The organism is Brevibacterium sp. JSBI002, assembly GCF_026013965.1.
GTDB lineage: Bacteria > Actinomycetota > Actinomycetes > Actinomycetales > Brevibacteriaceae > Brevibacterium.
Window position 1 is genome coordinate 2,437,490 of the sequence record NZ_CP110341.1, and the last position, 15,129, is coordinate 2,452,618.

Here is a 15,129-nt window from a genome sequence, read left to right on the forward strand (position 1 = left end):
TCGAACACCGAGGCGGCTCAGGCGTTCTGGTCGGCGCTGATCGCCGCGTCGGCTGCGGCTGCTGCCTTCGCATACGCCTCACGCACACGTGCCACAGTGGCAGGGACCACCTCGGCGACGGGCTGGTCGGACTTCCCCCCGGCCAACCGGTCGCGGACCTCGACGACGCCGTCGGCCAGACCGCGGCCGACGACGATGACGGTGGGAATTCCGATGAGCTCGGCATCGGCGAACTTGAATCCGGGCGAGACCTTGTTGCGGTCATCGAGCAGGACGCTGACGCCTTCGGCCTCGAGTGCGGTCGTCATCTTCTCTGCGGCTTGAGCGATCTCCTCGCCCTTGCCGGCGACGATGATGTGCACATCGGCCGGGGCCAGGTGCTGGGGCCACAGGAGTCCGTCCTCGGAATGGTATTCCTCGGCGATGCAGGCCATGACGCGGGTGACGCCGAGGCCGTAGGAGCCCATGGTCACGGTCGTCGCCTTGCCGTTCTGGTCGAGGACCTTGAGGTCGAGGGACTCGGCGTACTTGCGGCCGAGCTTGAAGATCTGACCGATCTCGACACCGCGGGCCAGCTCCAGCGGACCGGAGCCGTCCGGTGCCGGATCGCCGAGGACGACCTGGGCGGCTTCGATGGTTCCGTCGGCGGTGAAGTCGCGTCCGGCGACGAGGTCGAAGACGTGGCGTCCGGGCTCATTGGCTCCAGTGATCCAGCGGGTGCCGTCGACGACGCGAGGATCGAGGAGGTAGCGGATCTTCGAGGGCGATTCGAGGCCGAGAACCGGCGCGTCGAGGGAGTTGCCGGGTCCGATGTAACCCTTGACGAGCTCCGGATGGGCGGCGAGATCCTCAGCCGTCGCGGCTTCGAGGTCGACCTCACCGTCGCCGAGCATTCCGGTGCCGGCGGCCCGGTCGAGATCGACTTCGCGGTCGCCGGGCAGGCCGATGACGATGATCTCGCGGGTGCCGTCGGGGTGGGTGACGGCGCAGACGACGTTCTTCAGCGTGTCCGCGGCCGTCCACTCGCGGTCGTCGCGCGGATGCGAGGCGTTCGCGGCTGCCACGAGGGTCTCGATGGTCGGAGTGTCCGGGGTGTCCTCGACATGCGCGGCAGGCGACTGCGAGTAGGGAATCGCCTCGGGCACGATCGAGGTCACGGCCTCGACGTTCGCGGCATATCCGCCGGGCGACCTCACGAACGTGTCCTCCCCGACCTCGGAAGGGTAGATGAACTCCTCTGTCCCGGAGCCGCCCATGGCACCCGGGGTCGCCTTGACCGGCAGGCACGGCAGCCCGAGGCGAGCGAAGGCACGCAGGTAGGCCACGCGCATGGCCTCGTAGGAGGCGTCGAGTCCGGCATCGTCGATGTCGAAGGAGTAAGCGTCCTTCATGATGAACTCGCGTCCGCGCAGGAGTCCGGCCCGAGGGCGAGCCTCGTCGCGGTATTTGGTCTGGATCTGGTAGATCGACAGCGGCAGGTCTTTGTACGAGGAGTAGAGGTCCTTGACCAGAAGGGTGAAGACCTCCTCATGGGTGGGAGCGAGGATGTAGTCGTTCTCGCGGCGGTCCTTGAGATGGAAGAGATCGGGCCCGAAGGCCTCCCAACGGCCGGACTTCTTGTACGGGTCGGCGGGCAGCAGGCCCGGGAAGTGGACCTCCTGAGAGCCGGCGAGCGCCATCTCTTCGCGCACGATGGCTTCGATCTTGCCGAGCACGGCCAGTCCCAGCGGCAGCCACGTGTAGATTCCCGGTGCTGACCTGCGGATGTATCCGGCACGGTGGAGCAGTTTGTGGCTGGCCACCTCGGCGCCGACCGGGTCTTCCTTCTGGGTTCGCACGAACAGGGACGACATGCGCAGGGCCATGGGTAAATCTCCTCAACTTGTCAAGACTCAGATCGAACACTATCGCACGCGGGCGAGCCGGAGGGAATCGGAGCGGGCGCGGATTCGTCACCTGCGGGAAGAGAATTAGACTGGTGGCTGCAGCACCGAAGCCCGGCATCGGTCGGGGCCGTCCGGTCCCCGCCCGGTCCCCGCTGAAATGACGAGTCCGAACGATACGAAGAGCATGCCTGATCCCAGCCAACTCACGCAGTTCCCGCGGCCCTCGGTCGCGGTCGATACCGCGGTCCTCTGCCCCGTGCCCGGCCGTGGCCTGCATGTTCTCATGACCCATCCCGGAGATGGGGTGTGGCAGCTGCCCGGGTCGATCCTGCGTCCGCAGGAACGCCTCGCCGAGGCGGTCGCCCGCTGTCTGCGCGAAAAAGCTCGGTTGGTCGACCGCGCCCCCGTTCAGCTGCACGTGTTCGACCAACCCGACCGCGATGATCGCGGCTGGGTGATCTCCGTGGCCCATCTCGATGTGCTCTCCGCAGCCGATGTCGGACTCGCCGAGGAGGTCGATCCCACCGAGGCGGCCGTGCCCGATGCTCCGTCACAGGAGACGGAGTCGTCCCCCACCGAGGCGGTCCTCCCCGAGGCGGCCGACTCCGATCCTGCCGAATCGGATTCCGATCACCCGGACTCCCCCGTCCACCGGCGGAAGCTCGTGCCCGTCCACGACGTCGGCGAGCTCAGCGCCGAACATCAGGAGATCGTGCGCGTGGCCGTGCACCGACTGCGGTCGTTCCACGAACGCACTCCGGATCCCTTCGGGCTGTTGGAGAAGGAGTTCTCGCTGCGGCAGCTGCGCGAACTCCACGAGATCATCGCCGGGGAGAGCCTGCAGGCCGATACGTTCCGCCGCACCATGCTGCCGCTGCTCGACCCCACCGGGGAGGCCGTCAGCCAGGGGCGAGGCCGTCCCGCGCAGACGTTCACCCGGCGCTCGGCACTGGCGCTGCGCGCCGACTCCCGGATACCGGACCCCGATGGTGCCGATGCCGGCACGCACTCGTCCGGCACGAATTTCGCGGATGGTCATCGCTGATGACCGAGATCAACCGCGATGCCGGAAAGCACATGCGCGTCGACGTGTGGCTGTGGACGACGCGGATGTTCAAGACTCGCAACCTCGCCACTCAGGCCTGCCGCGGCGGGCATGTGCAGGTCGACGGTCAGCGCGTCAAGGCCGCGCAGAAGGTGAGCATCGGCCAGGAGGTCCGCGTGCGCAAGGCCGGGTCCGAGTTCATCTGGAAGATCACCGGTTTCATCCCCACGAGGATGCAGGCCTCCATCGCCGTCCAGTGCTACGAGGACCTCACTCCCCCACCTGATCCCGCACTGCGCGGATTCGTGCCCCGGCGCGACAAAGGGCTGGGGCGTCCGACGAAGAAGGACCGCCGGGAGATGGAGAAGTTCCTCGGCGATATGGCCAAACCCCAGTCGCGCAACCGCCGCGACTGATCCGCCGGGAGCTCAGTACATGACGGTGGCGAATGTGCCGACCTGTTCGAAGCCGACGCGGGCATACATGCGCAGCGCCGTCTCGTTGTAGTCATTGGCATACAGGCTCACCGTGGAATGGCCCTTGTCACGGGTGCGCTGGACGACCGCGGCCATGCCCGCTGCTCCGAGACCCTGATTGCGCACTGCGGGATGGACCCATACGCCTTGGACCTGGACGATCCGACGGGCGCGGATGCCGATATCGGCCTTGAACAGCACCTGTTCGTCCTGCTCTTCGGCCGGCCACCGCGGCACCGCACCGCCTTGGGGCAGGATGGAGGAGATCCGGGCATAGCAGTTCTTGCCGCGGATGATCCCGCGCACCCTCGCCAGGTACCCGGCGGTGCCGTCCTCGATGGGTGAGAATCCGACCTCTTTGGTGAACATGTCCACACTGGCGGGAAACACCGCACCGAGGTCATCGAGCGTCACTCGGTGCACATGCTCATCGGGGGTGACCAGCGGATCCGAGCTGATGGCCAGAAGAGGCTGCCGTTCACGTACTCCCCGCGGTCGGCCCCAATTGAGTCGTTGCTGCAGGTCGAGGATGACGGACCGGGAGCCGATGAGTGAACAGGACACGCGACCGTCGGCATTGAGTTTCCGGGCAAGGACCTCATTCGTCGCCGGGGTCGCCGCGACCGGGATGATATTGCCGCCCACCCAGTAGGCGGCGACGGGCCGGTCCCCGTCGAAGATTCCGTACAGGGTGCCTGCCGGGGAGCCCAGACGGGCGGTGCCCGTGACTTCGAGCAGGGAGATGAGGTAGACGTTCTCGCAGGGGTTGCGCGCAAGCAGGTCCGTCAGCCAACGGGTGTGCTGATGTTCCAGTCGTGCGATCCTCAGCGCCATGTGCCCCTGAACTCTTTCTCAGCCTTCAGCATGGGCCAATGACTGGACCATGAATCTGTTCGTCCTCACAAGGTATCGCACCTAGCCGACGGTCACTTCAGGCGGCCCCGACTCAGCGCCCGATGGCTGCCCCGCTGCCTCCTCGGCGATGCGGTTGGCCTCGTGGATGAGGGTCTCGACGATCTCGGATTCGGGCACGGTTCGGATGACCTCGCCCTTGACGAAGATCTGGCCCTTGCCGTTGCCGCTGGCCACGCCGAGGTCGGCGTCGCGGGCCTCACCGGGGCCGTTGACGACGCACCCCATGACGGCCACCCGCAGCGGCACCTCCATGCCTTCGAGTCCGGCTGTGACGCGTTCGGCCAGCGTGTACACGTCGACCTGGGCACGCCCACAGGACGGGCAGGAGACGATTTCGAGCTTTCGGGGCCGCAGGTTGAGGGATTCGAGGATCTGGTTGCCGACCTTGACCTCCTCGGCGGGAGGCGCGGACAGGGAGACTCGGATGGTGTCTCCGATCCCCTCGGCCAGCAGGTGTCCGAAGGCGGTGGCGGATTTGATCGTGCCCTGGAAGGCGGGCCCCGCCTCGGTGACGCCGAGATGGAGCGGCCAATCGCCTCGCTCGGCGAGCAGCTCATAGGCGCGGACCATGATCACCGGGTCGTGGTGTTTGACGGAGATCTTGAAGTCATAGAATCCGTGCTCTTCGAACAGGGACGCCTCCCACAGCGCGGATTCGACGAGCGCTTCGGGCGTGGCCGTGCCGTATTTGTCCATCAGCCGTTTGTCCAGGGATCCGGCGTTGACGCCGATGCGGATGGACACGCCCGCCTCGGCGGCGGCCTTCGAGATCTCCTTGACCTGGTCGTCGAACTTGCGGATGTTGCCGGGGTTGACTCGCACTCCCGCACAGCCGGCGTCGATGGCGGCGAAGACATATTTGGGTTGGAAGTGGATGTCGGCGATGACGGGGATCTGGGATTTGCCGGCGATGATCGGCAGGGCCGCCGCGTCGTCGGCGGTGGGACAGGCCACGCGCACGATATCGCAGCCGGCGGCGGTGAGTTCGGCGATCTGCTGCAGGGTCCCGTTGATGTCCGTCGTCTGCGTCGTCGTCATCGACTGCACGCTCACCGGGGAATCGGAACCGACCCTCACCTTTCCGACATTGATCTGCCTCGTCTTCCTCCGCGGAGCGAGCACGGGAGGCGGCGGTGCGGGCATTCCGAGATTGACCGATGTCACGAAGGATCCCTTCAGTCAGGCTGTTGACCAGCCACAATGTCCGGGCCGGCGCCGATGCGGGACCCGGATTGTGCGAACCATCACCATTGTAGGACCTCCCACTGACACAGGACGCTCCGTCCGCAGGGCGTACCCCGAACAGTCCACCGGCTGACGGTAGTGTGAAGGTGACCTGATGTCGGTACGAAGGAGCAGCCCTGTGAGCACACCCGGATTCGTCGAACCCGATGTCGAGGCGATGGCCGCGGCTCTCGAGGCCGAAGCACAGAAGCTCGACGACAAGGGTGCTTCCCTGGCATGGGGAATCTTTCGCCGAGGCGGCCCCGCCCGAACCGTGAATGGCGAGGTTCCGTACCGGATCGCTTCGATGACGAAGTCTTTCACCGCCGCAGCCATCGGGCTCCTCGCCGCCGACGGACTCGATCTCGACGCACCCTTCGGTGCCCCGCTCCCGGAACTGGCCGATACGGCCATCGCCGACCGCACCTGCCGACAGGCATTGACGATGAGCACCGGTTTCACGAAGGACGACCCGTGGGCGGACCGGATGGAGGCGATGACTCCGGCCGAGCTCACCGACTGGTTGCACCGCGGCGCCATCGCCTGCGCGCCCGCCGACACCGGCTATGAGTATTCGAACCTCGGCTATGCGCTTCTCGGCATGGTCGCCGAGGCGGTCACAGGCAGGGCGTTCACCGAACTCGTGTCCACTGAGATCTTCGATCCCCTGAAGCTCACGCGCACCGGTTTCGACCACACGGACTTCCCGGACCTGGCGACCGGGTTCCGCGTCGACCTGGGCGGCCGCCTCCACCCGGCCGAACTCACCGGCCCCGGAGTCTTCTCCCCCATCGGCGGGGTCATCTCCACGGTGAACGACATCGGCACATGGATGGATGCGCATCTCGACGCCCTCGAACGCATGGACACCTATGCTCCCGGGTCCTGGTCGCGGATACTGACCGACAACCAGCAGCCACGACGGACCATGGAAGTCCAGACAAGCGACCACCATGCGGAGACGCTCAGCTACGGGTACGGGCTCGAGACCCGTTTGGACACACGTTTCGGCCGCATCGTCTGCCATTCCGGCGGCTACCCAGGATACGGCTCACATATGCGCTGGTTCCCCGATCTGGGGCTCAGCCTCGTCGTGCTCGGCAATACGACCTATTACCCGGCGCAGCGCGTCGTCCAGGACGCGCTCGACCTCGGTTGGGCGGCGGCCACGGGACGACAGGGCACCCGGCTGGAACGTCGGGCCACCTCGGCGCCGGTGCCCCGTTATCCCGCCGCCCAACCCCAGATCGATGCCGTGATGGCCGCGGCGAACCTCGTCAACGACTTCGACGACACCGTCGCCGAGGCGATCTTCTCCATGAACATGGACCTCGACGAACCCCGCGAAGAGAGGCGGGAGCGCTTCGCCCGGTGGCGGGCGGAGAAGCAGATCGACCGTCCTGTCACCGAGGCGGACCTCGAGATGGTCTCCCCGTTGCGCGGAGTGGTCACAGTGCCGGGCACAGCAGATGAGAACGCCACGATCACGGTCGGCCTCAATCACCTCGGCGAGGTGCAGACGATCACCCTCAGTGCCTGAACGGGTGCGGCTCCCCTGAGCCCGTTTCGCCGGCCCGTGAACCGGCTCGCCCGAGCGACCCGTGAGCCTGCCCGAGCGACCCGGCCTAACCGCCGGAGTTGAAGATCGCGTCGAGGGTGATGGGTTTGACGAGGTCGACGTAGACGAGCAGCGCCGTCATGCACAGCATCAGCCCGATGCACACGTACGTCAGCGGCAGCAGCTTCGCGGTGTCGAAGGGGCCGACCAGTCCGCGGCCGCGCCACCGGTTGATGCGGCGGCGCGCACCTTCGTAGAGACCCACGGCGATGTGTCCGCCGTCGAGGGGCAGCAGCGGGATCATGTTGAACGCGAAGAGGAAGATGTTGAGCGAGCCGAGCATGCCCAGCCCCATCTGCGCCTTGTCGACGACGTCGATCTGATCGGTGGACACGATCTCACCGGCGATGCGGCCCACGCCGACCATGCCGACGAGCCCTTCGGCGTCGCGGTCCTTCGTGCCGACGGCCACCTCGCCGATGTCGACGAGTTTGACCGGCAGGGTGATGATCGCGTGGAAGACTCCGGAGACCTGGTCCCACACGGCGCCGGGGAACTCCGCGAGCGGCAGGGACTGGCGTTCCTGGACGGGTCCGACGCCGAAGAATCCTTGGGTCTCGGTCTGCGGAGTTCCGTCCGGGTTGAGCACGGCCTTGCCTGCATCGTCGACCTTCGGCCGTTCGGTGGCGATGATCGGCACCGTCACCGTTTGGGCCTGACCATCGCGGATGAAGTCGACATCGACGCGTTCGCCGGCATGTTCCTTGATGACCGAGGACAGCTGGTCCCAGTCCCTCGTCTCGACGCCGGCGATCGAGGTGATCTCGTCACCCGGCTTGATCCCAGCCTCCCACGCGGGGGTGAGCTGATCATCGGGACGGCAGGTGTTCTGCTCCGAGGCGGGACGCTGCTGCGCTTCGGAGGCGGGCACCGCACATTCGACGACGGTCTGGACGGTCGTCGTCGGAGTGACCACACCGATGCCCAGCAGCGAGATCCCCATGATGAGGATGCCCAGGACGAGGTTGACGAAGGGACCGGAGAACATGACGACGAGGCGTTTGGGCACGCTGAGTGCATAGAACGTCCGGTGCTCCTCCCCCGGCTCGATCTCCTGGTTCGAGAACTCGCGGGCATCGGCCATCGTGTCCTCGAACAGCCGCCCCTTCCGCTTCTTCCGGTCCCGGCGCAGCGGAGCGGCATCACCGTCGTCCATCCCCTCGCCGAGGCGGCCCGAGGTTTCGCTGCCCGTCGAGTCGAGTGCAGCGCCCGGTTCGCCGAGGCGGCCCGACGTGCCGTCGACCCCGCCGTCGACGCCGGCGGCCGTGCCGCCCTTCTGCGCAGCGGCGGCGGTCTCATGGCGAGCCTTCGTCGCCTCCTCGGGCGGATACATTCCCGGCATCGCGATGAACCCACCGAGGGGGAACGCTTTGATGCCGTACTCGGTCTCACCGCGGCGGAAGGAGAACAGGGTCGGTCCGAAGCCGACCATATAGTGCGTGACTTTGACCCCGAACTTCTTCGCCGGGGTGAGGTGGCCGAGTTCGTGCAGCGCGATCGAGATCGAGATGCCGACCAGGAACAGGATGATCCCGACGATGTAGAGCACAACGGTCATCGGCGGCCTCCGTTCTGTTCGGCGACGTCGGCGCGAGCGAAGTCCCTGGCCCAGGCATCGGCGGCCAGCACCGTCTCCACCGTGTGTTCGGCCGCCGGTTCGTGGGCGGCCAGAGCCCGGGCGAGGCCTTTGTCGATTCCGGTGAAGGCGATGTCTCCGGCGATGAATGCGGCGACGAGTTCCTCATTGGCAGCGTTGAGCACGGCCGGGTAGCTGCGGCCCTTCTTGCCGGCGTCGATGGCCAGACCGAGCGCGGGAAAGGCGAGATGGTTGACCGGTTCGAACGACCAGTGCATGGGCTGGCCCCAATTGTGCGGAACGGCCCCCGAGGTCAGTCGCTTCGTCGTTCCATCGTCCTGTGTGCCCAGCGCATAGGAGATCGGCAGGCGCATATCCGGTGGGGAGATCTGCGCGATCGTCGAGGCATCGGTGAACTCGACCATTGAATGGATCTGCGACTGAGGATGCACGACGACTTCGATGTGGTCGAAGTCGATGTCGAAGAGCAGATGGGCTTCGATGACTTCGAGACCCTTGTTGACCAGGGTCGCCGAGTTGATGGTGATCATCGACCCCATCGACCACGTGGGATGGTTGAGCGCCTGGGCGGGAGTGACCCGGCGCAGGGCATCGCGGGTCATGCCGCGGAAGGGACCGCCCGACGCGGTGATGATGAGCTTGCTGACTTCACCGTGCGTGCCGGCGCGCAGCGCCTGGGCGATGGCGGAGTGCTCACTGTCGACCGGCACCAGGCGGGCCCCGGAGGCACGAGCGGCGTCGAGGACGATGGACCCGCCGATGATGAGGGATTCCTTGTTCGCCAGGGCCACATCCGTGCCGCGTTCGAGGGCGGCCAGGGTCGCGCCGAGACCGGCGGCACCGGTGATCGCGTTGAGGACCATGTCTGCGGCCAAGCTCGCGACCGCCTCGGCGGCGGCGTCCCCGAGATGGATGGCTTCGACAGGATCGGCGGTCCCCCGCTGGGCAGCCAATTCGTTCAGGCGGGCACGCACCTCGGCCTCGCCTCCGGCGGGTGGGGTCGTGAGTCCGATGACGGGGACGTGGAAATCGAGGGCCTGCTCGAGCAGAAGGTCGATCTGGGACCCGGCTGCCAGGCCGATGATCGCGTGCTCGTCCCGGTGTTCGGCAAGGACATCAAGGGCCTGGGTGCCGACCGAACCGGTTGAGCCGACTACAATGAAACCACGTTTACTCACGCCAACCGATGATGCCAAAGTTCTCTGGGAAATGACTCGACACGGACTCGTGTGTCGCCTAGCGGAACCTGGTCATCAGTAGTGCTTCGGGACACCGATCTTCCACCGGGTTCCGGTAAAAGAAGTGAACGAAGACAATCAATGGCGAAAGAGATGGATATGAGCAAGACGCTGAGCCCCGACGACATTCTTGGACTGGATTCGGTCTTCGAACCCGATGACCTCGAATTCGCATCGATCGTGAAGAAATGGCTGGACGAGAACGTCCGGGAGAAGATCGGCGACTATTTCCTCGACGCCACCATCCCCGCCCGAGAACTGGCCGAAGGACTCGGCGAGCTCGGTCTGCTGGGCATGCACCTCGACGGCTACGGCTGCGGCGGGTCGACGGCGACTCAGTACGGACTGGCCTGCCGCGAACTCGAAGCCGTCGACTCCGGTCTGCGCTCCCTCGTCTCAGTGCAGGGTTCGCTGGCGATGTTCGCCATCCACCACTGGGGGTCGGAAGCACAGAAGGAAGAATGGCTGCCGAAGATGGCCGCCGGCAAGGCCATCGGCTGCTTCGGTCTGACCGAACCCGATGTCGGCTCCGACCCGTCGGGGATGAAGACGACCGCGAAGAAGGACGGATCCGACTGGATCCTCAACGGCGCGAAGATGTGGATCACGAACTCCCCGGTCTCCGATGTCATGGTCGTGTGGGCCAAGACCGAAGAGGTCGACGACAAGGGCAAGAACGTCGTCCGCGGCTTCGTCGTCCCCTCGAACACCGAGGGTGTGCAGACCCCGGAGATCCACCGCAAGATCTCGCTGCGTGCGTCGATCACAGGTGAGATCGTCCTCGACAACGTCCGCCTGCCCGAGGATGCGATGCTGCCGAAGGCCAAGGGACTCAAGGGCCCCCTGTCCTGCCTGTCCGAGGCCCGCTACGGCATCGTCTTCGGTGTCACCGGTGCAGCCCGAGACGCGCTGCTCTCCGCACTGGAGTACACCGGCACCCGTGTCCAGTTCGATCGCCCGCTGGCGTCGTTCCAGATCACGCAGCAGAAGCTGGCGAAGGCCTTCGGCCAGTACTCGCAGATCACTCTGCTCGCCGCTCACCTGGGCAAGCTCAAGGACTCCGAGAAGGGTGTCCGTCCCGAGCAGATCAGCCTGGGCAAGATGGTCAACGTCGATACCGCGATGAACGTGTGCCGTGACCTGCGCGCCCTGTTCGGCGGGTCGGGCATCACGAGCGAGTACCCGCCGCTGCGTCACGCGGTCAACCTCGAGACAGTGCTCACCTACGAAGGCACGCACGAGGTGCACCAGCTGACCCTGGGTCGGGCGATGACCGGGATCAACGCCTTCGCGAACTGAAACCAGTGAGCAGGGCACCCGCACTCCTCTGAACACAGTCAACGCCCGCCGATCCTGCTGAGGTTCGGCGGGCGTGCTGTTTCTGCAGTCACCGGCTGGTTCAAAGTGCTGACGCACAGACTTCGCGCCCCGCGCCCGCACTTCGAACCCGTCGGCACGCAGCCGGCCGGCTGAAATCACTCGATTTCAGCCGGCCGTTGTCAGTTTCGACGGCGCAGTTCGAGCACGACCGTCTGGTCACCCTCGCCGAGGTGGCTCCGGGCTTCCAGCCCCTGCTCGGCTGCGAACCCGGCGGCCCCTGCAACCTGACCTCGCCCGAGCTCGATGAGCAGCAAACCATCCGGGGCCAGCCAGTCCAACGACTCCGTGATGAGTCGACGGATAAGGTCGAGTCCGTCGGAGCCGCCGAAGAGTGCGCTGCTCGGTTCGAAGTCGAGGGCCTCATGCGGCAGAAAATCGGCTGCCGTTTCAGGAACGTACGGCGGCACGGCAGCGATCACGGAGACTGAATGCCGCAGCGTGTGGGGCAGTCCGTGCAGGCAGTCGAGGACATGCCCCGACACGGTGGTGCCGGACTCATTTGCCTGTTCGGACCCGCCGGCCTGCGTAGACTCCCCCGCGTGCGCAGAGTCCCCCGATTGGATGCAGCGTTCGACATTCTCCACTGCACACCGCACGGCCTCCGCCTGAGCATCGCCGACGTGGATCTCCACCCCCGGCACCAAGGAGGCCACCACTGAGGCGACCGGGCCGACTCCGCTGAACGCTTCGAGCACAACGGGCCGGTCGGCATCAGAGTTTGAGCATGCGGTGGTCCTGGCCCCATTTCCCTGTGGGTCCAGCATCCGTCGGGTCACCGCGACTGCGTGAGCCGCAAGCAGAGCAGTCCGCTGCCGCGGCACAAACACTCCGGGACGCACGCTCAGTCGCAGACCCGCGACATCAACCCAGCCGACGATCTGCTCGAGGGGTTCACCGGCCACGCGTCGTGCAACGAGCTCATCGAGTTTCGGCACAGAGCCAGCTGCTGACTCCAGCAGGATCGCAGCTTCGTCCTCGGCGAAGACGCAGCCGGCCGCGCGCAGAGCAGCCGCCGTCTGCGAAAAACGTGGATCAGACCCTGGCTCAGGAGGCAGAGAGGACCTCGGTGCGGTACCAGTCGAGGCTCGAAGCCGCCTCAAGATCACCGTCATCGGTGAGCACCAGCGTGCGCTGCGGGTCGAGCGGCACTACTGCAGCGAATTCGACGCGGGAGTCGCGCATCGCCTGGTCGAGGTTCGCGGTCTCGGAGCCGATCGTCACTCCGACGCCTTCGAAGCGCGACCGGGTGACCCGCACGGAGGCACGCCCCGGCTCGACCGGTTCGTCTTCGATGGCGTGGAGAACCACTAAGTCTGAGGCAGAGTCAGACGGAGCTCCTGCTCGCAGATCCACGACGAGCCCGATCCGGGCGGCAGCAAGAACACCGAGCGCCCGCGCCAACGGCGGGACATCCTCGGCGAAGGTGAGCCGGGCACCGGATTCGGGAACCACGCCCATGGCACGGAGCACTCCGGCGAGCTTCGAACTGCGGTCGAGCACCTCGGCGCGGTCGAGCTCGACGGGAACGGACAGGGCCTTGACCAGGCGGGGATCCGTGACTTCCCGGCCGTCGACGAGCGGTTTCTCCGGAGCGGGTCCGGTCAGCACGATATCTTCGGCCTTGCCCATCGCGATAGGGAAATCGAGGAGTTCGTATACCGGGTTGAGTGTGCCGGGATCGGTCGCGGTCGGGACCGCGAAATAGTGGAAATCAGTCAACGGAAGCCATCACTTCGACGACGCGGTCGATGAACGCATCGACCTGGTCCTCGTTGTACGCCTTCTTGCCTTTTGCGGTCTTGAACAGCACACGGCGGACCTGGTCGACGCTCATCGCCACGCCCTGCGTGAAGTACGAGTTGACCTTGTCGCACATATCGTCGACCTGGGTGATGTCATAGCCGATGACTCCGGGAGGCGGATTGTCGAAGCGCTCACCGGGCTCACGGACCAAGCGTCCCCGCAGGGACGCGGCCACACGGGTGAGCTCGGAGACCCAGGCGTCCTGACCGGACTGCGCGATCAGACGGTCACGCGCCTGCTTGGCGAATGCGTCTTCGAGACGGTCGAGTGCGGCGTCGACGACAGCGACGTGGTAGCCCTTGCGGACGAGGTCGAAGCCGACAGTGCGCACCGCCCGGGAGTCGAGGTCGCCGGGCTGCGGCGTGGGCCGTTCGAAGGACTCACGTGCACGCTTGAAGAAGCTGTCGACCTGCTTGGGGTCGTATCCGTTCTTCCAACCGGACATTCGAGGGAAAGTCGTGTCCGCCATGTCTCCTCCAGAAGCGAGTGGCTGTGGTGTTTCCACCATGATAGATGGAAGCCGCAGAAATTGCGTTGCCGCGGTCCGCAGGTGCCGATCCGAACGTCGATCAGTCGGCTGCGGCGAGCTGGCCGCAGGCGCCGTCGATGTCTGAGCCGCGAGTATCGCGGATCGTCGTCGGAATGCCCTGATCGATGAGGCGGCGGACGAATTCGTCGGCGACCTCCGGTTCGGAGGCCGTCCACACCGAACCCGGGGTCGGGTTGAGCGGGATCGGGTTGACGTGGACCCAGCCGCGTCCGCGGGCGTTGAGCTTCTTGGCCAGCAGTTCCGCACGCCACGCGTGGTCGTTCATGTCCTTGATGAGCGCGTATTCGATGCTCACCCGGCGTCCGGTCACCTGGTAGTAGTTGTAAGCTGCGTCGATGGCCTCATCGGCCTTCCACCGCGTATTGACCGGGATCATCTCATCCCGCAGCTCGTCATCGGGCGCGTGCAGGCTGAGGGCGAACGTGACGGGGATGTCCTCGGCGGCGAGCTTGTTGATGCCCGGCACGAGCCCGACCGTGGAGATCGTGATCCGCCTGGCCGACATGCCCAGTCCTTCGGGGCTCGGTCCGACGAACCGGCGCACCGCGTTCATCACTCGCTTGTAGTTGGCCAGGGGTTCGCCCATGCCCATGAAGACGATGTTCGAGACCCGTTCGGGGCCATTCGCCGAGGCGGCCGTGGCCTCCCCGTCGAATCCGGCTTCGCCCGCCGCTTCGTCTTCGTCGGCTTCCGCGCCGAGCGCGGTCTCTCCAGCACCGGGCATATCCGACTTCGGAGCTTCGGCGAGTTCGCCGGCGGCGATGACCTGGTTGGCCCGGACGACCTGTCCGACGATCTCGGCCGTGGACATGTTCCTGGTCAGCCCCTGCTGGCCGGTGGCACAGAACGGGCAGTTCATTCCGCAGCCGCACTGGCTGGACACGCACAGGGTGACCCGGTTGCGGTAGCGCATGAGCACTGACTCGACGAGTGCCCCGTCGAAGAGGCGCCACAGGAACTTGATGGTGTCGCCGTTCTCTGTGCGCAGGCGGCGCACTTCGGTGAGCAGGTGCGGGAAGAACCGTTCCTGGATCTCTGCCCGCTTGTCCTTGGGCAGGTCCGTCATCGCCTCGGTGTCGGTGACATAGTGGCTGAAGTAGTGGGTGGAGATCTGCTTGGCCCGGAAAGCGGGCAGTCCCATCTCCTTGACCGCGTCGATGCGTTCGTCCATCGTCATATCGGCCAGGTGCTGGGGAGGCTGCTTGACCCGTGCGGACTTGAAGTTGAGAAGGGGGCGGCCATCGCGCATCGGGGTCTTCGATGTCGTGCCGTCGGCATGTTCGACGACGGGCCTGGTCTGCCTTCTGCCTGCTTGAGAACTCACACGGCCATTGTCTCATGTTCGCTGCGCGGCTGTCGTGTGTGAGTCGCCACGTCGGGCGGTTGCGAACCGGACA

General features: G+C 66.0%; 13 protein-coding genes. 4 read left to right on the forward strand and 9 right to left on the reverse strand.

Features of this window, described 5'->3' with window-relative positions:
* Window positions 1-17 precede the first annotated feature (17 nt).
* Window positions 18-1,865 carry a proline--tRNA ligase gene (locus LJ362_RS11070; RefSeq protein WP_264799120.1) on the reverse strand — a complete coding sequence of 616 codons (1,848 nt, stop codon included), beginning with the start codon at window positions 1,863-1,865 and terminating at the stop codon, window positions 18-20.
* 205 nt (window positions 1,866-2,070) lie between these two features.
* On the opposite strand from LJ362_RS11070, the gene LJ362_RS11075 reads away from it, so the two are divergent.
* Both LJ362_RS11075 and LJ362_RS11080 read left to right on the forward strand, forming a co-directional pair.
* Window positions 2,071-2,931, forward strand: coding sequence for an NUDIX hydrolase (locus LJ362_RS11075; RefSeq protein ID WP_264799121.1), 861 nt, complete (start codon window positions 2,071-2,073; stop codon window positions 2,929-2,931).
* Window positions 2,931-3,347, forward strand: a complete 417-nt coding sequence (locus LJ362_RS11080; protein WP_139468792.1) for an RNA-binding S4 domain-containing protein — start codon at window positions 2,931-2,933, stop codon at window positions 3,345-3,347. Before LJ362_RS11075 ends, LJ362_RS11080 begins: the two co-directional genes overlap by 1 nt.
* Window positions 3,348-3,359: 12 nt before the next feature.
* On the opposite strand, the gene LJ362_RS11085 is transcribed toward LJ362_RS11080, so the two are convergent.
* Together LJ362_RS11085 and ispG are read right to left on the reverse strand one after the other, a co-directional pair.
* Window positions 3,360-4,241, reverse strand: coding sequence for a DUF4081 domain-containing GNAT family N-acetyltransferase (locus tag LJ362_RS11085; RefSeq protein WP_264799122.1), 882 nt, complete (start codon window positions 4,239-4,241; stop codon window positions 3,360-3,362).
* An 81-nt stretch (window positions 4,242-4,322) separates the two neighbouring features.
* The gene (gene ispG / locus LJ362_RS11090) at window positions 4,323-5,486 is read right to left on the reverse strand and encodes a flavodoxin-dependent (E)-4-hydroxy-3-methylbut-2-enyl-diphosphate synthase (RefSeq protein ID WP_264799123.1); all 1,164 of its coding nucleotides are present in this window, start codon (window positions 5,484-5,486) and stop codon (window positions 4,323-4,325) included.
* 199 nt (window positions 5,487-5,685) lie between these two features.
* Here ispG and LJ362_RS11095 point away from each other — a divergent pair, with 199 nt between their 5' ends.
* Window positions 5,686-7,086, forward strand: coding sequence for a serine hydrolase domain-containing protein (locus LJ362_RS11095; protein WP_264799124.1), 1,401 nt, complete (start codon window positions 5,686-5,688; stop codon window positions 7,084-7,086).
* An 85-nt stretch (window positions 7,087-7,171) separates the two neighbouring features.
* Here LJ362_RS11095 and LJ362_RS11100 read toward each other — a convergent pair whose 3' ends face one another.
* On the reverse strand, window positions 7,172-8,722 hold the full coding sequence (locus tag LJ362_RS11100; RefSeq protein ID WP_320109120.1) for a M50 family metallopeptidase: 1,551 nt from the start codon (window positions 8,720-8,722) through the stop codon (window positions 7,172-7,174).
* Window positions 8,719-9,939, reverse strand: coding sequence for a 1-deoxy-D-xylulose-5-phosphate reductoisomerase (gene dxr, locus LJ362_RS11105; RefSeq protein WP_264799125.1), 1,221 nt, complete (start codon window positions 9,937-9,939; stop codon window positions 8,719-8,721). Before dxr ends, LJ362_RS11100 begins: the two co-directional genes overlap by 4 nt.
* Window positions 9,940-10,098: 159 nt before the next feature.
* Here dxr and LJ362_RS11110 point away from each other — a divergent pair, with 159 nt between their 5' ends.
* A complete protein-coding gene (locus LJ362_RS11110; protein WP_264799126.1) occupies window positions 10,099-11,298 on the forward strand; it encodes an acyl-CoA dehydrogenase family protein in 1,200 nt (399 codons plus the stop codon).
* A 200-nt stretch (window positions 11,299-11,498) separates the two neighbouring features.
* Here the strand turns inward: LJ362_RS11110 and LJ362_RS11115 are convergent, their stop codons facing one another.
* The 4 genes from LJ362_RS11115 to rlmN form a co-directional block, all read right to left on the reverse strand.
* Window positions 11,499-12,314, reverse strand: coding sequence for a N5-glutamine methyltransferase family protein (locus LJ362_RS11115; protein ID WP_264799127.1), 816 nt, complete (start codon window positions 12,312-12,314; stop codon window positions 11,499-11,501).
* 109 nt (window positions 12,315-12,423) lie between these two features.
* On the reverse strand, window positions 12,424-13,098 hold the full coding sequence (locus LJ362_RS11120) for a hypothetical protein (protein WP_264799128.1): 675 nt from the start codon (window positions 13,096-13,098) through the stop codon (window positions 12,424-12,426).
* Window positions 13,091-13,651, reverse strand: a complete 561-nt coding sequence (locus tag LJ362_RS11125; protein ID WP_025777300.1) for a DivIVA domain-containing protein — start codon at window positions 13,649-13,651, stop codon at window positions 13,091-13,093. Before LJ362_RS11125 ends, LJ362_RS11120 begins: the two co-directional genes overlap by 8 nt.
* 100 nt (window positions 13,652-13,751) lie before the next feature.
* Window positions 13,752-14,981 (reverse strand): 23S rRNA (adenine(2503)-C(2))-methyltransferase RlmN, encoded by a 1,230-nt coding sequence (gene rlmN, locus LJ362_RS11130; protein ID WP_264801827.1) that lies wholly within the window; start codon window positions 14,979-14,981, stop codon window positions 13,752-13,754.
* Window positions 14,982-15,129: the final 148 nt, after the last annotated feature.